This window comes from Sporosarcina luteola (assembly GCF_023715245.1).
GTDB lineage: Bacteria > Bacillota > Bacilli > Bacillales_A > Planococcaceae > Sporosarcina > Sporosarcina luteola_C.
In genome coordinates, this window is record NZ_JAMBNV010000001.1 from 1,957,838 (window position 1) to 1,980,977 (window position 23,140).

At 44.3% G+C, this 23,140-nt stretch carries 24 protein-coding genes and 1 other annotated feature (1 of these 25 only partly in view); all 24 genes read right to left on the bottom strand.

Features of this window, described 5'->3' with window-relative positions:
- Positions 1-200 (bottom strand) — a binding site (T-box leader); it reaches 15 nt to the left of the window's first position.
- 56 nt (positions 201-256) lie between these two features.
- Positions 257-763, bottom strand: coding sequence for a DivIVA domain-containing protein (locus tag M3152_RS09410; RefSeq protein WP_251694873.1), 507 nt, complete (start codon positions 761-763; stop codon positions 257-259).
- Between the two features lie 94 nt (positions 764-857).
- Positions 858-1,634 carry an RNA-binding protein gene (locus tag M3152_RS09415; RefSeq protein WP_251694874.1) on the bottom strand — a complete coding sequence of 259 codons (777 nt, stop codon included), beginning with the start codon at positions 1,632-1,634 and terminating at the stop codon, positions 858-860.
- A gap of 37 nt (positions 1,635-1,671) precedes the next feature.
- A complete protein-coding gene (locus tag M3152_RS09420; protein WP_251694875.1) occupies positions 1,672-1,968 on the bottom strand; it encodes a YggT family protein in 297 nt (98 codons plus the stop codon).
- Between the two features lie 19 nt (positions 1,969-1,987).
- The gene (locus tag M3152_RS09425) at positions 1,988-2,437 is read right to left on the bottom strand and encodes a cell division protein SepF (protein WP_251694876.1); all 450 of its coding nucleotides are present in this window, start codon (positions 2,435-2,437) and stop codon (positions 1,988-1,990) included.
- Positions 2,434-3,108, bottom strand: coding sequence for a YggS family pyridoxal phosphate-dependent enzyme (locus tag M3152_RS09430; protein WP_251695303.1), 675 nt, complete (start codon positions 3,106-3,108; stop codon positions 2,434-2,436). The genes M3152_RS09425 and M3152_RS09430 overlap by 4 nt, the downstream gene beginning before the upstream one ends.
- Positions 3,109-3,200: 92 nt before the next feature.
- Complete coding sequence (locus tag M3152_RS09435; protein ID WP_251694877.1) at positions 3,201-3,443, bottom strand: PRC-barrel domain-containing protein; 243 nt, start codon at positions 3,441-3,443, stop codon at positions 3,201-3,203.
- A 444-nt stretch (positions 3,444-3,887) separates the two neighbouring features.
- Positions 3,888-4,670, bottom strand: coding sequence for an RNA polymerase sporulation sigma factor SigG (sigG, locus tag M3152_RS09440; protein ID WP_251694878.1), 783 nt, complete (start codon positions 4,668-4,670; stop codon positions 3,888-3,890).
- A gap of 93 nt (positions 4,671-4,763) precedes the next feature.
- On the bottom strand, positions 4,764-5,477 hold the full coding sequence (sigE, locus tag M3152_RS09445; RefSeq protein ID WP_251694879.1) for an RNA polymerase sporulation sigma factor SigE: 714 nt from the start codon (positions 5,475-5,477) through the stop codon (positions 4,764-4,766).
- Complete coding sequence (locus tag M3152_RS09450; RefSeq protein WP_251694880.1) at positions 5,461-6,321, bottom strand: sigma-E processing peptidase SpoIIGA; 861 nt, start codon at positions 6,319-6,321, stop codon at positions 5,461-5,463. Before M3152_RS09450 ends, sigE begins: the two co-directional genes overlap by 17 nt.
- A gap of 211 nt (positions 6,322-6,532) precedes the next feature.
- Positions 6,533-7,696, bottom strand: coding sequence for a cell division protein FtsZ (ftsZ, locus tag M3152_RS09455; protein ID WP_251694881.1), 1,164 nt, complete (start codon positions 7,694-7,696; stop codon positions 6,533-6,535).
- A 41-nt stretch (positions 7,697-7,737) separates the two neighbouring features.
- Positions 7,738-9,021, bottom strand: coding sequence for a cell division protein FtsA (gene ftsA / locus M3152_RS09460; RefSeq protein WP_251694882.1), 1,284 nt, complete (start codon positions 9,019-9,021; stop codon positions 7,738-7,740).
- A 94-nt stretch (positions 9,022-9,115) separates the two neighbouring features.
- Complete coding sequence (locus tag M3152_RS09465) at positions 9,116-9,487, bottom strand: small basic family protein (protein ID WP_251694883.1); 372 nt, start codon at positions 9,485-9,487, stop codon at positions 9,116-9,118.
- A 2-nt stretch (positions 9,488-9,489) separates the two neighbouring features.
- Positions 9,490-10,209 carry a DUF881 domain-containing protein gene (locus tag M3152_RS09470; RefSeq protein WP_251694884.1) on the bottom strand — a complete coding sequence of 240 codons (720 nt, stop codon included), beginning with the start codon at positions 10,207-10,209 and terminating at the stop codon, positions 9,490-9,492.
- A 26-nt stretch (positions 10,210-10,235) separates the two neighbouring features.
- Positions 10,236-10,961 carry a DUF881 domain-containing protein gene (locus tag M3152_RS09475; protein ID WP_251694885.1) on the bottom strand — a complete coding sequence of 242 codons (726 nt, stop codon included), beginning with the start codon at positions 10,959-10,961 and terminating at the stop codon, positions 10,236-10,238.
- Positions 10,936-11,730, bottom strand: coding sequence for a cell division protein FtsQ/DivIB (locus M3152_RS09480; RefSeq protein WP_251694886.1), 795 nt, complete (start codon positions 11,728-11,730; stop codon positions 10,936-10,938). The genes M3152_RS09475 and M3152_RS09480 overlap by 26 nt, the downstream gene beginning before the upstream one ends.
- A gap of 14 nt (positions 11,731-11,744) precedes the next feature.
- The gene (ftsW, locus tag M3152_RS09485) at positions 11,745-12,836 is read right to left on the bottom strand and encodes a putative lipid II flippase FtsW (RefSeq protein ID WP_251694887.1); all 1,092 of its coding nucleotides are present in this window, start codon (positions 12,834-12,836) and stop codon (positions 11,745-11,747) included.
- Between the two features lie 36 nt (positions 12,837-12,872).
- Positions 12,873-14,222, bottom strand: coding sequence for a UDP-N-acetylmuramoyl-L-alanine--D-glutamate ligase (murD, locus tag M3152_RS09490; RefSeq protein ID WP_251694888.1), 1,350 nt, complete (start codon positions 14,220-14,222; stop codon positions 12,873-12,875).
- Positions 14,223-15,197 carry a phospho-N-acetylmuramoyl-pentapeptide-transferase gene (gene mraY, locus M3152_RS09495; RefSeq protein WP_251694889.1) on the bottom strand — a complete coding sequence of 325 codons (975 nt, stop codon included), beginning with the start codon at positions 15,195-15,197 and terminating at the stop codon, positions 14,223-14,225.
- An 83-nt stretch (positions 15,198-15,280) separates the two neighbouring features.
- Entirely contained in the window at positions 15,281-17,179 is a 1,899-nt protein-coding gene (locus M3152_RS09500) for a penicillin-binding transpeptidase domain-containing protein (RefSeq protein WP_435371933.1), read from the bottom strand.
- Positions 17,180-17,253: 74 nt separating this feature from the next.
- Positions 17,254-19,464: a penicillin-binding protein gene (locus M3152_RS09505; RefSeq protein ID WP_251694890.1), complete on the bottom strand. Its 2,211-nt coding sequence runs from the start codon at positions 19,462-19,464 to the stop codon at positions 17,254-17,256.
- Positions 19,465-19,499: 35 nt separating this feature from the next.
- On the bottom strand, positions 19,500-19,880 hold the full coding sequence (gene ftsL, locus M3152_RS09510) for a cell division protein FtsL (protein ID WP_251694891.1): 381 nt from the start codon (positions 19,878-19,880) through the stop codon (positions 19,500-19,502).
- A 15-nt stretch (positions 19,881-19,895) separates the two neighbouring features.
- Positions 19,896-20,828, bottom strand: a complete 933-nt coding sequence (gene rsmH, locus M3152_RS09515; RefSeq protein ID WP_251694892.1) for a 16S rRNA (cytosine(1402)-N(4))-methyltransferase RsmH — start codon at positions 20,826-20,828, stop codon at positions 19,896-19,898.
- Between the two features lie 35 nt (positions 20,829-20,863).
- Positions 20,864-21,295, bottom strand: coding sequence for a division/cell wall cluster transcriptional repressor MraZ (gene mraZ / locus M3152_RS09520; protein WP_251694893.1), 432 nt, complete (start codon positions 21,293-21,295; stop codon positions 20,864-20,866).
- A gap of 202 nt (positions 21,296-21,497) precedes the next feature.
- Positions 21,498-23,105, bottom strand: coding sequence for a bacillithiol biosynthesis cysteine-adding enzyme BshC (bshC, locus tag M3152_RS09525; protein WP_251694894.1), 1,608 nt, complete (start codon positions 23,103-23,105; stop codon positions 21,498-21,500).
- Between the last annotated feature and the right edge of the window lie 35 nt (positions 23,106-23,140).

Here is a 23,140-nt window from a genome sequence, read left to right on the forward strand (position 1 = left end):
TTATTCTCGCGTTACCACCCTAGTTGCAGCATGATTAAACCATACTGCCTCTCAGAACACCATAACGGGGTGCTTCCGGGATTGATTTTCGTCAATCCGGCTCTAGAGTGATTTTCGTTCCCGTTTCAGGCCAGGCTTCCACCGCCCCCAGCTCGCTATACTTGATTATCGGAAAGTACTCTCTCTTTCAACGCCTGTTCCTGCTTATAATGTCATTATTATATGTGTGAAGGGAATAGAATGTCAAGCATCCGCGTCATTCCATGTCCGCTGCGGATTCCAAATGCTCTGTGTCCGGCTCGTATTCAAGAAGTTTTTCCCAGTCGTCTGTCTTAATCATATCGAGTTGCGCTTCAATCAACATACGGAAACGGTTTCTGAACACTTTCGATTGTTTTTTCAAGTCCTCTATTTCCATCGCAATTTTTCGGGCACGTGACAGTGCTTCATTAACGATACGGTCAGCATTCTTCTCCGCCTCTTTAACAATCAACTTCGATTCCTGTTTAGAGTTCCGTCGAACATCTTCGGCTGCTTCCTGGGCGATTAATATCGATTTCTGCAAAGTCTCTTCGATTGAGTTGAAATGGGATATTTTATCTTTCGTATCATTTAAGCTGTTTTTCAACATCTTATTTTCTTCCAACACGTTTTCATAATCCTTCATGATTTGTTCTAGAAATTCGTTTACTTCATCTTCATCGTATCCGCGGAAGCCACGGCTGAACTCTTTATTATGTATATCGAGTGGTGACAATGCCATCTTTTGTTCCTCCCTTTTAAGTAAATCTTCTATTCTCTATTATACATGCCCTCAGCAGATAAGACAGCAGTTTTTCCACCGGTTGTCTGAAAAATCATTCTAACCTACCAATCAACAACCGTATTTTGTCTTTTCGTGTCCGTCCTTCTATCGACATGATTTTAAAACGGCCTGATCCCCTGATTGAAAGAATGTCTGATTCATTCACCTCAAACGCTTGCTGATCGCGGACGACGTGATTCACTTTGACTTTATCATTCTGGATGAGCGAGACCGCTTTTTGACGCGGACAATTCACTAATGAAGCGACAATCGAGTCAAGGCGCAGTGAGCTGATCGTGTGGAGCTCTTCCTTCCATGATTCTGCCAGTACGATTAGTTCATCGGAAGAACCAAGCTCTTCCACTCGCACCTTGGATTTACCGATTGACGTCAAATTGGCGATTAGATAATCCTTCATTTCCTCTGCGACGGCGAATTGGGCGACATCTCCCTCCAAACGGATATCTCCGAATTTTGAACGGTCGATGCCCAGCGCCATAATGGAACCTAAAATATCTTTGTGCTCAAGTGTCATGAATTTCGCTGGATACCTTACCGTAAAAATAGACACCTGGAAATCATCGTCTTCCGGTTCGTAATAATCCGGGTAAATCAATGCCCGTTGTCTTTCCGGCTCTGGGAATGCACCATGGACCCCGAATTGCAGACCAGTGTTTCTGACGATGGTATTCAAAATGAAGATCTGCCTCGGATCGAGAAAGCCCGTGAGCTTCGGAGAGTATGTATCCTCTACTTCTCTCGTCCACCCGACGACCGTTTCAATGAACGGCTGCTCTTCTTTTCTGAAATGTTGTATGATCGAATCCATGTTGAACGTCTCCTTAGCGAACCTTATAGAAAAAACCTCACATAAGTGAGGCAATGATCAATCGATATACTTCTCGTACCCCGCTCGAAACCAAATAATTCAAAACGAATATTGCGACGATCGGTGAAATATCGATCATACCTAGAGGCGGGATGAACTTGCGGAAAAACCCTAAATAAGGTTCAGTGATTTTCCCCAAGAAAATGCCGAATTTCGTCTCACGTGATGCAGGCACCCATGACATCAATATATAAACAATGAGGAGTATCAAGTATATATCTATCGCCCGTAATATAATCGAAAAAAGCAAAGTAATTATTTCTATTAGTCCCATCTGTACACCTCATCCAATTCTATCTTTCAAAAAAATCCGAAATGGTACCAGCCACTTCTACGTTTTCAGGCACGCATAAGAAAATGTCAGTGCCGATCCGTTGAATATCCCCGCCAAGTGCGTAGACGGTTCCGCTCAGGAAATCGACGATGCGGATCCCTTGATCACGCTCGATCCTTTGCAAATTGACGACAACGGCTCTTTTATTCTTTAAATGCTCCGAAATGTCTTGTGCTTCTGCGTAGACACGCGGTTCAAAAAGAACAACCTTCGAAGATTTCTGGATGCTCTGTAAGCTGACGACCGTTCCTGGTTGCTGTGGCGTTTCCGCAACTTGCGGCTTCCGAGCAACCGCCCTTCTCGGCTGTTGTTCTTGCACGGGCTGTTGATCCCGGACAGGCTTCTCCTGCTGAAATTCCTCTTCTTCATCAAGATAGAACCATTTCTCAAATCGTCTTTTTATGCTCATTCGTCTCCCTCGCTCTCCGTTCCGACTAATGCGGTTCCGATTCTAACGTGAGTTGCACCTTCTTCGATAGCAACGGCATAATCATTTGACATTCCCATGGATAATAGTGTGCATGGTGCATGGTCCAATTCTTTCTCGGCAAGTTGGTCACGAAGGTCTCGCAACGAACGGAAAGTTGTTCGAATCCATTCCTCATCTTGCGTGAATGGTGCCATGGTCATCAAGCCAACAACACGGATTTTATCGTAATCGGCCAATTGAAGGACGAATTCTTCCAAGTCATCAGGCTGCAGACCTGATTTGGACTCTTCCCCGGATACATTCACTTGTACGAAGCAGTCAACCGGAGCAGATGCACGTTTTTGAATCTCTTTTGCGATGCTTAGTCGATCCAGTGAATGCAGATAATCGACTTGGTTAATAATATCTTTTACTTTCCTGCTTTGCACATTACCGATGAAGTGCCAGTTGTTCTTCTCGGATTGGATGCTTTCCTGCTTTGCTAGAAGTCCTTCCGGCCGATTTTCACCAAGATCCGTAATGCCGAGTTCGATGACTTCGCGTGCCCTGCTTGCAGATACTTGCTTTGTTACCGCCACGACTGTTACTTCTTGACGTTTTCTTCCCGAACGATCGCAGGCTGCTTGTATTCCTTGTTCTATTTTTTGCATACGCTGTTGAAGTGTGTCCAATAAAATCACTATCTTTCTGCTTACTTTGCTTTATTGTATCAATTGACCGGACACATATCAATGATAAGTCTTCATTTATCAGCCTTTTTCCCTACTAATACGATATCTTTGCCGATTGTAAGGACGTCGTCATACTTAATTTGCTTTAAATCCTTCATTTTCGATTCCAAGAATAGGGATCTTTCTGCTCCACCAATTTGCAGCACGTCAATTTTGCCGTTTTTCATATCAATTGTCGCGTCCTGTACAAATCCAAGGAACGAGCCCTTTTTCACTTCAATCACTTCTTTTTTCTGCAATTCCGAAAAACGCATTCTTATCCCTCCAATGTTAATAAATATTTCCCTATAAAAGGGGATATTGCCATCTGTTCCGGCACTCCAAACAACAGCTACAAAGTTATTGAATGTCCTTAAACAATGGGTATAGATAATAAATTTTATGTTTATATAGCTTATGCGCAACAACTTAAAAGTAGCTCCGTTGACTGTAGCGTAAGGCGGCGACTCCTTGGGGATAAGCGAACGCCGTTACGAAGAACGGCGTTTGCGAGCACAAGCGGAGCGTTGCTAGCAGGATATTGTAGAATGCCTTAATTTCTGCAAAGAGCGCAGAAATTAAGGCAAATCGAACTCTTCGTGGTTCGATTGGCTCAAGCCACGCCCCCAGGAAAGCGTCGGCCTGAAGCGGAAATCAACAGTAAAAGGGACTGCTAGTGTCAGTTTTTACTGAATTCTAGACAGTCCCTTTATTACTGATTATTTATTTTCCATGCCATCTCTAATAATTTGCATTGCATTTTTCTCAAGTCTTGAAATTTGGGCTTGGGAAATGCCTAGTTCTTTTGCAATTTCGGTTTGTGTCTGCCCTAAGTAGAATCGCTTGGACAGAATAAGCTGCTGCCTTTCCGTCATGCCCGACACAGTCTCCTTAACCGACACATACGTCAACCAACGCTCTTCCGACACTTTCTTATCCTGCAATTGATCCATAATATAAACAGGATCACCGCCGTCGCCATTCATCGGTTCATGGAGGGACATCGGATCTTGTATTGCGTCCAGAGCAAATAAAATATCATCCTCAGGAATGCCCGTCGCTTCTGCAAGATCGGATATTCTAGGCTCTTTCTGATGATCATTCACGAATTGTTCCTTTGCCCGGATTGCTTTATAAGCTATATCACGGAGCGATCTGGATACCCTAATGGCATGATGGTCTCTCAAATGTCTTTTGATCTCACCGATGATCATCGGGACGGCATATGTTGAAAATCGGACATTATGTTTCAAATCAAAATTGTCAATGGACTTCAATAATCCGATGCAGCCAACCTGAAATAGATCGTCTGCTTGCTCCCCCCTATAAGCAAACCTTTGAACAAGACTTAAAACTAACCGCAAATTTCCAATTACAAGCTCTTCTCTTGCCGATTCGTCACCACTTTGAAGCCGGATAAACGTTTCTTTCATCACTTCGTTCGACAGTAAGGGCAAATTGGACGTATCGATACCACAGATTTCAACTCTTGTACGCATCATTCGCTTTTCCTCCGCATTCTGTAGATGACTGTACAAAATAGTTTGTCCTCACACTTGCGGAATATGCGAAATCCAATTCGCCAATTTCAACCATCAGGCGATAGGGTGATTCAGTCTGTCACGTAAATCTGAGATGATTTTTTTTTCAAGACGGGATATATAAGATTGAGAAATACCAAGTAGTTCTGCAACTTCCTTTTGTGTCATTTCGAGTCTTCCTGTCAATCCGAAGCGGCATTCCATTATATATTTCTCCCGTTCATCCAAAGTGCTGATCGCTTCAATCATATGTTGCCGTTCTAATTTCTTTTCAACGTCGTCAATAATAATATGCTCATCTGTTCCCAGAATATCGGACAGCAAAAGCTCATTTCCATCTGCATCGGAATTTAACGGTTCATCAAAAGAAATTTCCGACCGGGTCCTATTCGTTTTTCTTAAATGCATAAGTATCTCATTTTCAATACATCTTGAAGCATATGTCGCCAGTTTAATATTGCGATCGCTTTTAAATGTTTCGATCGCTTTTATAAGTCCGATTGTCCCGATGCTAATTAAATCTTCAATATGTGTATTCGTGTTATCAAAACGACGGGCAATGTAAACAACAAGCCTAAGATTCTTTTCAATGAGCGTATCCCTCGCATCCATGTCCCCTTCCATGAAAGCCCGGATTGCAATTGCTTCTTCATCCCGTGTTAATGGCTTTGGAAGCGATTCATGGCCGCCGATGTAATACGTACCGCTCTTTTTTCTAGTGAAGAAGCTCTTGACAATCGCCAACCATTTTTTAAGTCCCTGCAACATGACTCGTTCCCCTTTCGGTTGTAATGGATTCCAATGCGGAGGCGTGCATTATGGCGCCTGCCCCTTCCGGATACCTGTTATCCTGCTTGGTAAAGACGATATAGCCTACTTGCAGCTCACTCCCTTCTCCGACGACCCATCTGTCAAACTTAAAACCGACCGCCCAGGAAGCACCTTGGACCGTCTGAAGACGGATCAACCGCAAACTTTTTTGAAATTTCTTTGGGAAAATTGAAAGTTGGGGCATGTCTTCTGTTTTCCATGTAAGCAAAGGCCCTTTCAACTCTTCGGGCATAAAGCGTTCCACTGATTTGAATGAAACAAAGTGCACCGGTTCTCCTGAAAGTGGCTCTGTGCATCGATTTCCTGTATCGATGAAACTCGGAATTGAAATCGTTTCATTCCAAATGGACAAAACCGACTCGACAGAATAGGAGGACAGCTGTCGAGCCATTCTTACATCCAACCACTTTGTCTTTAATAAATACAGAAAAACATAAGCTAAAAGTGCACTGATGAAAACTGTGGACTTAGAATCTGAAAACATGAACTTATCCATGAAAACCGTTAGCGCGCCACCAGCGAAAAGTGCACCGACCAATACAATGACAGCTGGGTTGCCGAGTGAGGTAATTGATATTCCGAATGCACAGACAATCATTACACCGAAAGCCACGAAGATGGCGATCCAGGAATCAGGGAATAGAACAACAGGAAATGCCCCAGCCAACGAAGCTAGCAATAGACGGAGCCTAGTAGCTTGTGCCTTGACCATCCGGTTTGCAAAGGACAAAATCACATAATTGAAGACCATGTTAATGCCGATAATGAGTTCTCCATACATCAGCTTGCCCTCCTTGTACGTAAGGATAACACCTCGTGACCGCAATGTTTGTCGGAACAAGGGATAATTTATAGTAAATATTCGACATGAACAGCGGAGATGGGCGGGTTACGTTGTGTTGCTAACGGTATATGTTTTGTTGCATTGGACTACAAACTAAAAAGCTCTCCGGCATGTCCTAATTGGACTGCCGGAGAGCTTCTACTATTTATTATCTTCTGCGGTTGCGTAAGAATGTCGGAATGTCCAAAGCATCCTCTTGCTGATGGCCTTGCTGTTGTCGTGTCGGCTCAGGCTGTTGGAAATGCTGTTGTGGCTCTTCCCGTCGCGTATGCGAAGGCTGTTGTTGCACAGGCTGAGGTTCACGTTGACGTGCAGCGCCGAATCCTGGATTCCTTGAAGGCTTTGAAGGACTCAATTGCTCTTCACTGAATCCTGTCGCGATGACTGTAACAAGGATTTCGTCCTTCAAGCCATCATTAATGACAGAACCGAAAATCATATTAACATCTTCATCGGAAGCGGAAGCAACAATATCTGCTGCTTCTTGAACTTCAAACAAGCTTAGATTGGACCCGCCTGTAATATTCATCAAGACACCTTTAGCTCCATCGATCGACGTTTCGAGAAGTGGGCTTGAAATGGCTTTTTTTGCAGCTTCTGCAGCGCGGTTTTCACCTGTCGACATACCGATTCCCATAAGTGCAGAACCTTTATTGGACATGATCGTCTTCACGTCTGCAAAGTCCAAGTTGATAAGTCCAGGGACAGCGATCAAGTCTGAAATCCCTTGCACCCCTTGACGGAGAACATTGTCAGCTTCACGGAATGCTTCAAGCATCGGCGTGTTTTTATCGACAATCTCCAACAATTTATCATTTGGAATGACGATCAGCGTATCTACCGATTCTTTCATCGCCGCGATTCCACCGATAGCTTGCGTTTGGCGTTTTCTTCCTTCGAAAGTGAATGGGCGTGTGACAACACCTACCGTAAGCGCTCCAAGATCCTTTGCCACTTGGGCGATCACTGGTGCGGCACCTGTTCCTGTACCTCCGCCCATACCGGCAGTTACGAACACCATATCAGCGCCGCGAAGCGCCTCTTCTATTTGTTCACGGCTTTCTTCAGCCGCTTTTTTCCCTACATCAGGGTTTGCCCCCGCACCTAGTCCACGAGTCAATTTGGCTCCGATTTGCAATTTCACTCCAGCTTCGGATAAATTAAGCGCTTGCGCATCCGTATTCACTGCAATGAATTCAACACCTTGCACTCCATGTTCAATCATGCGATTAACCGCGTTATTTCCGCCGCCACCGACTCCAATCACCTTAATGACTGCGAGTGCATCGACATTTGTATCAAAATCCAGCATGCTCTCTCCTCCTAATCCCTATATGACCACATTTACATCAGTCACTCAAAAAATCCATCAAAAAATCTCTTGGTTTTGTTCATGAAGCTTGTCCTTTTCTCTTTTGGTTGGACAGCGACCTTCTTTTTACTGGAAGATGGGTAATCCATCTCGCTATGTGTGGCAGCAGTTTGCGATTCAGCTGCTATTCCAAAATAGCTATCTTCCATACTAGCATAACGGATAAGTCCTACAGCAGTCGAATACATCGGTTCACGAACTCCGATATATTCAGGAGTATGGATTCGTACCCTCGTTCTCAATACATGTCTTGCAAGTTGCAAAATCCCGTCGAGCTTCGTCGTTCCGCCAGTCAAGACGACACCGCCCGGCAAATCATGGATACCCATACGGTACAGCTCTTCAAGAACCAAGTCGAATAACTCTTCCAATCGGACACCTATGATCTCCGATATGTATCTTTGACTATATTGATCTTTCGAATCGGCACCAATGACAGGGACTTCAAAAAGTTCATCATCCGATGCGTCATCGTAAAAGGCATGTCCATATTGATGTTTGATTTTTCTCGCTTGCTCTGTAGGTGTCTTAAGAATAATCGACAAGTCCTTTGTAATATGATCACCGCCAACTGGAATGACAGCAGTTGAAATAAAGCGGTTATCCCCAAAGATTGCGATTGTCGTTGAACCTCCGCCGATATCGATAAATGCCGTGCCATGGTTCATTTCATCCTCTGTCAAAGCAAACTGCCCGGCTGCGAGTGGCTGTAAGTAAATTTCACGGATTACGAGGCCAGCACGCTCGACGCATCGCAAGATATTGTGAACTAGCGTTTTGGAAGTCGTAATTAGAGTACCATCCATTTCAAGACGGACGCCGATCATTCCTCTTGGATCCTTTATCTCATCATAATCATCCACAATGAATTGTTTCGGTATGATATTGACGATTTCCCTCTCAGGAGGAACCGACATGACTTGTGCGGATTTCATAACCCGATCAAGGTCGTCATCCGTTATTTCCCTGTTCTCCGAATTGACGGCTACAACGCCTTTTACGTCTTGCAGCAGCACGCCATTGGAAGGGATGCCAAGAATGACGTCCCGGATTTGCATACCCGTCATTCGTTCAGCCTGTTCCACCGCTTTGCGGATGGATTGGACAGTCGCATCGATGTCGATAATCGTCCCTTTACGAATGCCTGCTGATTGGACGTTACCTACCCCGATTACATGGAGGGATCCGCCATCCACTTCACCGATCAGTACTTTGACTGACGAAGATCCTATATCAAGTGATACATAAATTGTAGATTGACTCAATTCCCGGCACCTCCCATTACAGTCCTTATCTTACATTCTATTGTATTAGAGTCGTATTGTCTAAATATTTTCTCCACCCGATGCTCAATTCCTTTCACTCCTGAACTTTTGTTTCAGAAACCTTACTTCGATCTGACCATTTCGTCAGCAAAATCCTTCGTATGACAGCGATATTCTGGAATAGCCTTACTCCGAATGCGAATACGGCGGCCAAATATAAATCCACACCGAGATGCACTCCAAGGAAAGCTAAACCGGCCGCAAGTGCGATATTGAAGAAAAAACCGGAAATGAACACCTTATCATCATAAATCTGTTGAAGATGAGCACGTATTCCCCCGAAAAGCGTATCTAGTGCAGCTAACACGGCGATGGACAAATAGTTGCTGTAAATTTGCGGGATCTGTAAATCTGTTAACAGGCCCAGCGAAATTCCTAGAAGTAATCCGAGCAGTGGCAACCACATTGTCATTCCCCTTTCGGAAGTTCTTTCAAATAAAGATTTTTGAATTTGTCGGGATATCCCCGGATCGTTATGTCCCTTTCCGGTTGATTGATTTCCAACACGAGATTATCAAGATAAAAATCGTCATGGATGGATGATGCTAACAAATAATTATATAGCTTTTCGCTATCGGACATCGTAGGAGATATGATTTTTATCGTAAAGGGCGGAGTCGAGACATTCAACCCATTTACAGTGGTGACGCCATTAATGACTCGAATCGAGCTCATCACCGTATATCGCTTGCCGTCGACTTCCATGTGAATGCCCTTAAATCGGTTCACCTCATTGACGAAACGGGTCAGTAGATCGGATGAAATACTCGTGATTGGTATTCCATATGCTACGCTCTCCACAGAGGGGCGAACTTCGATCGTAAAGCCAGGACCCGATATATCTGTTGTTCCCGCCTTTTTGTGCAGCTTGTCCACTGTATCCTTCAATGCCTGTCCCGTGCTAGATTCACTTAACGTCCTATATGAGGAGATCGTTCTATCCAAATCACGGATTTCGGTAAGAAGCTCTGAATGGATTTTCTTCTCTTCCGCCAACTCTTGGCGAATTGCCCAAATATCCCTCGTATCACGTTCCTTAGGATGTTCCATCGTATTATATTGGACAGCAATCATAAATCCGATCAGCAGGAGGACAATTGTGAATTTCCAATTGATAGCTTTTTTCAACGAACACCCTCCTTCTTACTGTTTACTCATGCCTCATCCCGTAAAGCGGGAAGCTTGATGTCTTTCATTTGCTCCAATGTGACGACTATATTGTCATGCACTAATCCATCAATGACTCCACCGCCCAAATTCAGAGCTGCCGACAAGACTTCAGAATCACCTACAGCTTCAATGACAAACGGAGCCGGAAGCGTCCTGCCGTCAATCGTGATGACGGGCCCTGTACATTTGATATACGAATTGGCTGAAATTCGCTGTCCATTGATTGCTATCCCTTGTGCGCCAGAAATCTTCAATTCATTTACAACACGGAGCACATGGCTTTCATGAACGATATAATCATTGGGATTCTGTACGACAGGATCATAATCGCCGTCCTTTAATGTAATACGCACTCCCGGACCGGAAGCCGGAATGACGCCTAGAAGCAACCTTAGATCTTTTGCTTCTTCGACGAGTACGGTATGATTGTCTTCGTTCTCTGAAAAGGATTGCTCAAAGTCCCGGATTTCAATTTGCTTCGCATGAATCTCATCAGCAAGTTCCTTATTCCGCTCCTTTTGAACGATCAATTCTTCCCGATACTGTTCTTCCTGTTGAAATGTCGGGGACTGGGCCAATTCGCTGCTATCCTTCCCTAATGTACGATAGGAGAATGCGAAGATGAAACCGAGTATGAGAAAGACGAAAGAGTATAATATGTATCTTCCTCTATTTTTGTAGTCCTCACTCATTTTCTTCGCCAACTTCATCACCTTCCCCTTCTTCTACACCGTCATTTCCGTAAACTTTGCTGAATGGTGTAAAGAAAATGCCCACTTCCATATTGACAATCCCCTTTTCAATCCCTCCCAGTTGGGAAATGATATCCGGATAATAATCCATCTTCTCCGCAAACGTCTGAAGAATCGCATGGACTTCATACCCATCGTCCATATACGCAATAATCGTATCGGGATTCTCCTCTGTCCCAGTATAGATGATTTCGGAAATCAATTGGAGAACATTTTTATCCATTTTCAGCAATTGATTTGTCAGTCTTTTTCGAAGTTCAGGGTTGTCCACATGATTCAAAATAGGCACGTTTGGATAATTTCCGTCACCTTCGAATAACGCACCATTTTCGAGCAATAAACTATATTCCCCGGCACTCTCCATATAAGCGACGGTTTTCCATTCTTCAATTGATATATCGATATCCCTCATCCATTTTCTTGTGACGGCAACACTACTGACGCCTTCCAGTTTCAAAAGTTCTTCTTCCACGTCTTTCGCTTTAAATCCCCAAAATGAAGTTCCTTCTAAAATCCCGCTTTTTTCATAATAATAGTGGTCATTTTGAAGGGAAGCCCCTTTAATTCTCACTTCACCAACCTTGCTAAGTGGAGATTGGAAGTATAAAAGTACAAGAAGGGCGATACAGAAAACGGCAATGATGAATAAAAACTTCTTATTCGTCTTTTTTCTCCGTTTTTCCCTCATGGAAGGAATCCGCTCTTCGATGTCTATCACTTTATCCATGTTCCGCCCTCCCTTCAACCTCGTTGTTTATAAAAAGCGAAATGTAAAATGGTTCCTGCTGCCATCCATGTCGTCAGCAAGGAAGAGCCGCCATAACTGATGAACGGCAATGTAACCCCCGTGACCGGCAACAACCCAGAGACAACCCCGACATTCAGGAACGTTTGGAAGATGATCATCGAAGCCATACCTGCTGTCATTAGAAATGACTTATAATCATTCGTCCGGATTGCAATTCCAAATGCGGACAAGAGGAGTATGGAAAAGAGGAGAAGAATGAATGTCGCTCCAATAAATCCCGTCTCCTCTGCAATGATAGAAAATATAAAGTCGTTTTGCGGCTCGGGTAAATACAAATATTTCTGCCTGCTATTTCCATAACCATGGCCGAACAATCCTCCCGGCGCAATCGCGAACAACGACTGAATACCCTGAAATCCAGCTCCGAGGGGATCGTTCCAAGGATCGATATACGATTTTATACGTTCCAATCGGTATGGCGCAGCTGCAATAAGAGCAACAAACGCCCCTATACCCGCAAAGCCGAGTATACCGAAAAACGACAGCGGATATCCTGCCAAAAACAAAATTACAAAAGCTGAGACAATCATGATCACTGCAGAACCCAAATCAGGCTGTAACATGATTAAAGCAGCCGGAAGTAAAATGAGAACAAAATGGCTTAGTCTGAACGGCCTCTTTCCAGCCGACTGCTTCATGTTGCAAGCAAGCTTTCCTATGAGTGCCACTTTAACGAATTCTGCAGGCTGGATGCTGAATGGACCGAGGGCAATCCAGCTCTGGGATCCGTTCCGTACTGCACCGATGCCGGGTATCATAACCGCAACTAACAAGATGATCGTTATGTAATAAAAGGCGGTCCAGAATGACTCACTGGATGTCCATGGCCCTTTCATCAACATAAATGCCACAACTATAGAAACAGCCATGTATATCCCTTGCTTAACGATGAAAGGGGATGAATCCGCATAGTGCACTTGCCCCCAATACGAGCCTGCCGAATGGACAAAAACCAATCCTATCAATGACAACGATACTGCCGAAATGACGAAGGCAGCTTTTAATTTCCGATCCAGTGAACGCATCCTTCCGTCTTATTGGTCAAGTGGTGAATGGCTGACTTAAAGCTTCATGACAGCTTCGATAAATGCATCTCCACGTTCTTCAAAACTCGGGTATTGATCCCAGCTTGCACAAGCGGGAGACAGTAGGATTTGATCACCCTCAAGTGATATTGCAAATGCTTCTTGCACAGCTTTTTCCATCGAGTCGGCTTTCAACGCATGTTGAACTCCACATGAAGATGCAAAATCGATAAGCCGGTCGGCTGTTTCGCCGAGTGCAAGTACCGCCTTCACCCTGCCCATATATGGCCTCAGTTCCTCGAATGAATGCCCCCTATCCAGACCTCCAGCAATCAATACAACGGGCGACTGGAAGGATGATAAGGCGCTTCTTGTCGCCAATGTGTTTGTCGCTTTCGAATCATTGTAAAATGTTCTGCCCTTCAATTCTTTAACGAACTGCATGCGGTGACGAACTCCTGTAAAAGAACTTAGCACATTTTCTATTGTTTCTTTGTCACAATCCATAAGAATGGCAGAAGCCGTAGCGGCTAAAATATTTTCCAAGTTATGCTGACCAAGCAATTTGATGATCGACCTTTTAACAAACGGTTCGCCTTGCCAGTAGATTAGCTCATCATCCGCTGATATTCCCTCTGCATGTCTCCCTTGTAGAGAAAAAGGGACTTTCCAGGCAGCAGACCGTTCGACGTACGGCCTCATTTCAGGTTGATCTGCATTATAAATAAAGAAATCCTCTTCGGTCTGATTAGCTGTAACTTTCGCTTTCGCCAAGGCATATTCTTCAGGTGTTCCATGATAATCAAGATGTGCATCGTATAAATTTGTCCAGACGGCGATCTTCGGGCGGAAGTTTTCCGTTCCGGCCAACTGGAAAGAGGACACCTCCATGACAATAACTTCATCGGGTCTTGCATTTTCTGCCACTGTGCACGCTACAGTTCCAATATTTCCAGCAATCAAAGGCTTTTTGCCTCCGATATTCAAAATATGATATAGAAGCGTTGTCGTTGTCGTCTTTCCGTTCGATCCTGTGATGGCGATAATTGGTGCTTCACTTACCAAATATGAAAGCTCTATTTCAGTCCAGATTGGAATCCCTTTCTGTTCCGCCTGCTGAATGACTGGATTGTGATAAGGGATGCCTGGATTCTTAACGATAACATCAAAGTCATGATCCAATATATCTTCCGGGTGACCGCCACAAATGACTATAATCCCTTTTGATCGCAGCGCTTTTGCTTCTTCGCTTCCCGTCTCCGGGGAGGAATCGTTGACTATTACGAATGCCCCTAGTGAATGTAAGAGATCTGCTGCAGCATGGCCGCTTTTAGCAAGGCCAAGTACAAGGACTTTCTTGCCTTTGAGCTCATTTCGCTTTCCCATTTACATCACCTCCCACAATACGGGTATCATCGCGGCAATAAGTGCCACTCCCCAAAAAACAATAACGATTTTCCATTCGGACCATCCGGATAATTCAAAGTGATGATGAATCGGACTCATTTTAAATACCCTTTTTCCAGTCAACTTAAAGCTAGTTACTTGAATCATCACCGATAATGTTTCAATAACATAGACGATTCCAATGACGAGGAGAAGAAGTTCTTGCTTCACTAGGATTGATAGCATTGCAATCGCTCCGCCGAGCGCCAAGGAACCAGTATCCCCCATGAATACTTTGGCTGGTTTCATATTGAACAATAGGAAGCCAAGCATTGCACCTGAAACAACAAATGCGAACGTTGCGATATCAAATTGTTCATACACTAGCCCAAGTACACCAAATGCCGCAAAGGCAATTGTTGAAGTGCCTGCAACAAGCCCGTCTAGACCATCGGATAAGTTGACAGCATTCGAAAACCCGACGAGCCAAAAAATGAGGAAAGCGACGTAGAAAATTCCTAGGTCAATTGAAAAATTTGTAAAAGGAATTATCACTGTCGTTTCAAACGGACCCATTTTCAATAGGAAAAAGGCGATAACTGCAATAATGATTTGGCCAATAAGTTTTTGGATGGATGTCAATCCCAAATTCCTTTTCATGACGACGATGATGAAATCGTCAAAAAATCCGATAACACCGAAACCGGCAAGCACAATCATCAGTACAATGGACTGTGTAGTCAGTACATCTTCATATATGTATGAGAGGACAATCATCGTAATGATAATGGAGCTCAGGAAAATAAGGCCGCCCATTGTAGGCGTGCCCGCTTTTTTCTTATGTGCTTCGGGACCCTCTTCCCTGATGCTCTGACCGAATTTCAACCTTCTGAGCAATGGTATGATTGCGGTCCCGATTAATGCTGTTAATAGAAATGCTACGGTAATAACCGTTATTGTCGTGACGAGTGTCATAATATGTTCTCCTTACTTGTTTTGAAACTGTAATTGTATTTTATTGTTTAGTTCAAGGCGCTTTGTATGCGCCTTGAGCTTTATCATTCTTCTGTGTAAACATGAATAACATCGTCCACCGTCATCAAGGAATAGGGGACTGGCATTTGGTATTTAATGACGTCGCCTTCTCCATGCCATTCTATACGATACGTGTGAAGCTGGCGGGCAACCATTCCTCTTGTCATGCCTGTCATATCCGGCACCCGGTGCGTAATCGCATCTCCCCATCGGTATTCTTTTTCAATCTGCCCTTCCCTCTTTTCGATGCCGGCTATCGGAGCAATCTCTTCGATGATTCTGCCGACGATCGGTGCCGCGATGACGCCCCCAAATTGAATCGAGTTTTTCGGACTGTCAACTGCTATATAGACAAGTAACTCGGGATCATCCGCCGGAGCGAACCCGACAAACGAAACGATATAGTCGCCATCGCTGTAATTGCCGTTGACAACCTTCTGGGCAGTGCCCGTCTTTCCGCCGACACGGAGTCCATCATTGAAAGCGTTTCGGCCGGAACCTTTTGCGACAACCGATTCCAACGCCTCTCTCACTTGGGCGGACGTCTCTTCGCTAATGACACGGCGTCTCATTTCGGGTTCAAACGATTGCAGCGTCTCTCCCTTATCATTCTTAATTTCCTTTACAATATACGGACGATACAGATAACCGCCGTTAATTGCAGCCGCTACAGCCTGCACTTGCTGGATTGGCGTTACGGAAATCCCCTGGCCGAAAGCTGTTGTTGCTTGTTCGACCGGACCAAATGCTTCTTTAGAAAACAGAATCCCTTTTGCTTCGCCCGCAATTCCTGATCCTGTCGTTTCACCGAAGCCGAAATCCCGAATATATTTATCAAGCTTTTCACCGCCCAAACGCTGGCCGATTTCTATGAAGCCCGGGTTGCAGGAATTCTCAACAACTTCTAAAAAAGACTGGTGCCCGTGCCCTTCCCTTTTCCAGCACCTTAACCTTGCATTGGCTACCATCGTGTAGCCAGGGTCATTAAAGTGATCATGATGAAGGTCGATAACTTTTTCTTCCAAGCCCGCGGCAAGCGTGAGGATTTTGAATGTCGATCCCGGTTCAAACGTCATCCAAACTGGCAAGTTCCGATTGTAGATCGTTTGATCGGCATCCTGGTATTCGGCAGGATTGAACGTCGGCATGGAAACCAATGAGAGGATTTCGCCTGTCTTCGGATTCATGATAATTCCAATCGCTTGGGTGGCATCGTATTTTTCCATTGCCTGAAGCAATTCCCGTTCCATGACCTTCTGCATTTTGATATCGATCGTCAGTTCAATGGTAGCCCCTTTCTTCCCTGTCTGAAAACCATCGTCGACATGCGGCAGAGGAATCGCCTTCGCATCTGTATAGAGGCGTATTTTATCTCCAGTGCCTTGCAAGATCTCATCGTATGCATATTCAATGCCTGCAAGGCCCGTTCCATCAAACCCAGTAAACCCAATCAGCCTAGACAGCATTTCACCATACGGATAGTTCCTTACGAAATCCACCCCTGTATACAAGCCATCGATTTGCAACTTCGCAATCTCCGTCGCCTGTTCCTGGGTAATGTTTTTCCCTTCAGGCGCTAACTTGTTCATATACGTTTTTTTCGTCATCTTCTCCAGCAGTTTTTCTTTATCAACTTGCAAAATGTCCGCCAATAACGCGGCCGCCTTTTCCGGTTCCTTGTTTTGGGAGGGCATAAAATAAAGCGTCGGAGCCAGTTTGTTTCCAACAATCAACTGGCCATTGCGATCTTGGATCTCCCCCCGGATGGCTCCAAAAGGGATTTCCCGATCCCAATTCTCTTCCGCACGCGCTTTCAACCATTCATGTTTAATGATTTGGACGTGGAAGAGCTTTGCTATAACCATGGATATGGAAATGAGGAAAATGATGAAAATTGCCCGCAACCGCTTCTTCGATTGCAAATCAGCATATTTACGCAGAGCCCCACACCTTTCGTTTTTCTATCAACCTATGAAAGGGCGAGGACAGCTATACATCATCCACCAATTATCTCTTCCACGTCCTCCTCCTCTGCCTCTTCATTCTGCTCGATTGGTGTATGTTGATCTTCCGGTGATTTAAGCTGGAGCACTACAGGATCATCTTTGCTGATAACGGCCCCCGCGGAAAGACTTTGCTCTGTCACATATCCATCCCCGTTCAACCGGATATCAAGCCCAGATAACATTTTAAATGATAACGCCATTTTTTTCGACCACCCGGAAAAATTTGGAAGAGTGGTATCGCCTTCAGTTTCAAGGAGCACAATAGAACCTTCACTCAGCTTTGTACCTTTTTCAGGATATTGGCTTTTCACCTTTCCTCCCTCACCGATCAGTATCGGTGAAAAACCTTGTTGTTCAAGGTCTGCAATCGAGGATTCCGCAGCTTCTCCAATATGGTCTGATAATGACTTCGTCAAAGATGTTTCACTATTTTCAGGAAGTATATTCATATACTTCAAGCTGCTTTCCATTATGGAAGTGAATAACTCAGCAACCGGATCCGAACCGTATTGGCCTGGTTCAAGCTTCGGCTGCTGGACGATTACATACGTCAATAACTGCGGATCGTCGATAGGTGCCATTCCGAGGAATGAATAAAGATAATTGCCGTCACCGGCCAGATATCCTCTGCCATCTGTTCTCGGAATTTCCGCCGTTCCTGTCTTGCCGCCGACTGAGTATCCAGAAAGTGCGAATTTCCGGCCAGTACCAACATCTGATGTGACTGTGGAAGCTAATACCTCACGTGTTCGCTTGGCAGTTTCCGACGAAATAGGAGATTTCCGTTCTTCCTCCTTATGTTCTTCCACAACTTTCCCCGTATTCGGATCGACTATTTGATCGATAACATACGGTTTCATCATTTTACCGTCATTTGCAATGGCTGTCGCAGCCTGGATCATCTGGATTGGAGTGACTGTGGACCCTTGTCCATATGAAGTCGTCAGCCTTTCACTAGGATTTATGTCCAAAATGATGCCCGGAACTTCGTGCGGTAAATCGATTCCCACCTTTTCACCGAACCCGAATCCACGTAGGTATTCGATGAATGTCCGGTCGCCCATTCTTTCTAACAAATAAGCCATTGAAACGTTCGAGGATCTTTGGAATCCTTCCAAGAAAGTGATTCTCCCCCAGCCGGTCCGATTGACGTCTCGAATTGTTTTATCGTAGATCTTATATTGTCCAGACTGATACTCAGCGGAAGGGGCCCATTTATTTTCCTCAATCGCCGCGGCTAATGTAAAGATCTTCATCGTTGAGCCAGGTTCAATTGTGTTCTGGATGGCATCGTTCAGCCAGTTTTCCGTCAATCCCTCACGAGTGGATGGATGGAAGGATGGGCGCTGACTCATTGCATAAATTTCTCCAGTTTTCGGGTTTGTGACGATGACAAGCATTTTTTTAGGTGAATATTTCTCTTCAACTTTATTCATCGCATCTTCGACGAAGTTCTGAATTGTTTTATCAATTGTTAATTGAATGGTCAGTCCATCTTTAGCAGCGACGACCTTCTTCTCAGATTTCGGTAAGATGAATCCCCAAATATCAGTTTTATAATCCACTTTTCCGTCTATACCGGTAAGCTCCTTGTTATAGGTCTGTTCTAGTCCCATTTTACCGATCGTTGAAACTTTCTTGTTCTCATCTTCTTCTCTCATCGCAAATCCGATCAAATACGATGCGAAATTCCCGTTTGGATAAAAACGCTTCTTATCTTCGATGAACTGTAGACCTGTAACACCTTCTTTATCAGCAGCCTCTTTAATGGCCAGCATTGTTTCATGGCTAATATCCCGGCCCGCTTTTCCAAATTCGATTTGATACGTCTCGTACGTATCCGTATTCCTTTTCACTGCTGCATCCCTGATTTCAATCATCTTTTCTTTTTCCATCGGGATGAATCTGCTTAACAATTCGGCAGCCTTGTCAAAATCAGTGACATGCCTTTTCTTTTTCGCACCTTTTTCAGTCGCTTTTTCACTTAAAATTGCAATCAACCGGTAGCTCAGCGTATCGGAAGCGATCACTTCACCGTTCCGGTCGATGATTTTACCTCGTTCGGCTTTTAGAATCGACTCGCGCGCATATTTAGCTTCCGCCATTGCTGCCATTTGTCTTCCTTCGGCCTGTCCCGTAATTTGGATGCTTAACAATCTTCCAAACAAAAGAAAAAAGAGCCCTCCAAAAACCAGAAACATCAGGAAGGCTCCCCATTGAAATCGAAATTTCTTTTTCATCGTCCAGGCACGACCTTTACGTTTTTCTCATTCAGGTTCAAGCCGAGCTCCTTCGCTTTATTCCAAATAACTTCGTATGTAGATTTCTCGCTCACTTGTATGGACAATTCTGTATTTTGTTTTGCCGTTTCGTCGATTTCCTTGTTGATTAATTGCACTTCCTTGTTCGTATCATTGATTTGGGCTTGAGTATGCAAAATCATTGTAGAGAAAAGTACGAGAACTGCCGCGAACAGCACGAACAGAAATTTTTCTCCTGTAGAGAAAAGTTTTCGTGAACGCCTCGCCGGCTGTTGTGTTTCATTTGTCTTTGGTGATTGTGGTGCATGTACCTCATGGACCGTATTCATTTGAAAGCTTCTCTGTTCCAATGCCATTTACAAGTTCCCCCTTTATTTTTTCTCTATGATCCGCAGTTTTGCAGACCTGGATCTTTTATTCACTTCAATTTCATCTGTACTTGGAAGGATCGGTTTTCTCGTAACCAGTTTGAATTCGGGATCCATCCCTTCTGGAACAATCGGCAAATTCGGCGGTAGTTCCGGCATGGAAGACGCTTCTTTGAAGATTGTCTTGCAAAGTCTGTCTTCCAGTGAATGGAATGTGATGACACAAATGCGTCCACCGGGATTCAAGACAGTTAAAGCGTCGGTTAATGAATCCTCCGCTGCCCCTAGCTCATCATTCACCGCTATCCGTATTGCTTGGAAAACCCTTTTCGCCGGATGTCCACCGGTTCTGCGAGCGGCAGCTGGGATTCCTTCTTTGATTAACTCTGCAAGCTCGCCTGTCGTCTTGATCGGTGCATTATTCCGCGCTTCTTCGATCTTGCGGGCGACCCCTTTGGAAAACTTCTCTTCACCATACCTGAAAAAGATGCGCACCAGATCTTCATATCGCCATTCATTGACCACTTCATAAGCAGTCAATGCCGCCTCTGTATTCATGCGCATGTCAAGTAAGGCATCGTGATTGTAACTGAATCCACGTTCCGGCGTATCCAACTGTGGAGAGGAAACACCAAGGTCGTATAGAATACCGTCCACTTTATGCACGTCTATCTTTGCCAGTTCATCTTTCAAATTCCGGAAGTTGGAGTGGATGAATGTGACTTGCTCCAAATAATCGTTTAACTTCAATTTGGCAGCATCAATTGCTGTCGTATCTTGATCAAAGCAGATGAGTCTGCCATTTGCCGACAACATCTTCACGATTTCTAAACTGTGTCCCGCTCCGCCAAGTGTGCAATCGACATAAATGCCATCCGGTTTAATGTTGAGCCCATTGACGGCTTCATGAAGTAAAACTGTTATATGATCGAACATCGAAACCGCCTACTTTCCAATTGATAATTATCGTATTAAAAGTCAAAGTCGATGATGTTTTCCGCGATTTCATTGAATGATTGCTCTGACTCGTCGTAATAGGAATCCCAAGAAGATTTAGACCAGATTTCAATTCGGCTTGAAACGCCAATGACGACACAATCCTTTTCAACTTTCGCGTAGTCGAGTAATGAGGTTGGAATATTGACACGACCCTGCTTGTCTATTTCAACTTCAGTGGCCCCTGAGAAGAAGAACCGGGCAAATGCGCGGGCATCTTTCTTCGTAACCGGCAGCGCCTTTAATTTTTCCTCCAGCCGTTTCCATTCCTCCATAGGGTAACCGAAGAGGCAGTTATCCAATCCACGAGTCAGCACAAAGCCATCCATCAGATATTCCCTGAATTTTGACGGGACTATCAAACGGCCTTTTGCATCTACAGTGTGCTGATATTCGCCCATGAACATACTCTTCACCCCACTATATGTTTTTAATGTACCACATCCCTCCACATTCCTCCACTCAAAAACTATTTTCATTGTAAAATATGTATATAGTACTTGTTTCATTGAGATATAGATTGCATTCAATCATAGTTTCCGAACGTCATAAACCCATAAAAAACGCCGATGCAGTCTGTAAATGCCTGCATCGGCGTTGTTTCATCATTTATAAATAGATGATCTGATGGGTTCCATCCATTTTGATCTGTTGGCGAAGCAAATCTTGAACCAAATCTGGGCCATATTGATTCATGAAGAGATAAGGCGTGAATATCCGCTCTTGCAGTGATCCATCCGGCAACAGCTCATTCTCAAGGATGCTATATTTACGGAGAGCCGTTTGGTGTTGGATCAATAACTCCTCTTCTGCCTTCTTCCTTAGGTAATCCAATTGTTTTTCATGGAATTTCAAATTCTTCTCAAGCAACTGACGCATCGATGCACTTGAACCTTCTGTCAGTTCTTCATACTTTCCTTTCAGTTGCATCTCTGTTTCTGCAAGCAGTCTCTCAAACCGTTCATTTTGCAATGAATCGATGAACCGCTCCCGAACTTCGAAGACTTTTCCGGCAAGTACATCTTCCATCGTCAATGAAATTGACTCCATTGCCTGTTTCGCGCGCTTGGATACCAATGTCATTGAAACACGTGGAACAATGATTGGCATCCGGATTCCGAAAAGCTGGAAAGCCTCTTTCAATAAAGCCCAGTAGGCAATTTCACCCGGCCCGCCAACGAAAGCGAGAACCGGGAAGACTAGGTCTTGCATGACAGGACGTGTTACGACATTGTTGCTCAACAGCCAGGGCTGTTCAACAGCGATCCTCATCATTTCCTCACTTGTGAACCGGATGCCTGTACTGTCATTTACAAAATGTCCATCCTTTTTCGATAAAAGGACTCGTCCAGTTTCATGCACATAAAACAGGTGCGCAGCATCCTCTTCAGCTTCAATCGGCTTACCGAGTCCCAGCTCTGCAAACTGCGCTTCATTCTTAACGACCAATTTAGCGAGCTCATCGGATTCAGAAATGAATTGAGCGAAATAGCTTTTTTCGATTTCACGCAATGGTTTATACGCCGAGTCAATGAACAAAAGTCCTTGTTCATGGAAAAGTCCGTTCATCAGTCTGACGAAAAACCCGGTGAATGTCTCTTCCTTTTCGACCGCGGTCAAAACTTCCTCCATCAAAGTCCTCGTATGCTCCGTTTCACCGAACTGACGAAAAACATCTTCCACAAATGCCATCATTTCCTTTTGGGAATAAGTCGCGTCGGATGCCATCAATTTCAGGATGAATTTCTCGGGATACTTATGTTTCATAATCCCATAAGAATTTTCCGTATAGACGTGATTAATTTCATTCAGATCATGATCCTCGCCAGCAACCCAAAACACAGGTATGACCGGAACGGAAAGCTCTTTCCTTTTTTGCTCCGCGAGCAGGATGACCGTAATCGCTTTATGGACGGAGTAGAGAGGCCCTGTCAAAATGCCCGCTTGCTGGCCGCCGACGACAACAACTCCGTTTTCGGAAAGTTCTTCTAGATATGTTGAAGCTTTCTTTGAAATTCCAAATGGCTCCATGAAGGAACGGATGACAGAAGAAAGTTCTTTCCTAAAGAATGGACGGCCGGATAGCTCCTTCAGCCTGTCAGGGTATGAACGGTTTTCATTTCTATAGTCAAAAAAATTATGTATGAATTGTTCGTCATGATTGTAAAACTGCATTACCTTGTTTTCATTATCCAATGCCATTGACTTGATTTCCATCATTGATGCCCCTTTTTACTGGTTTGAACAGAGTA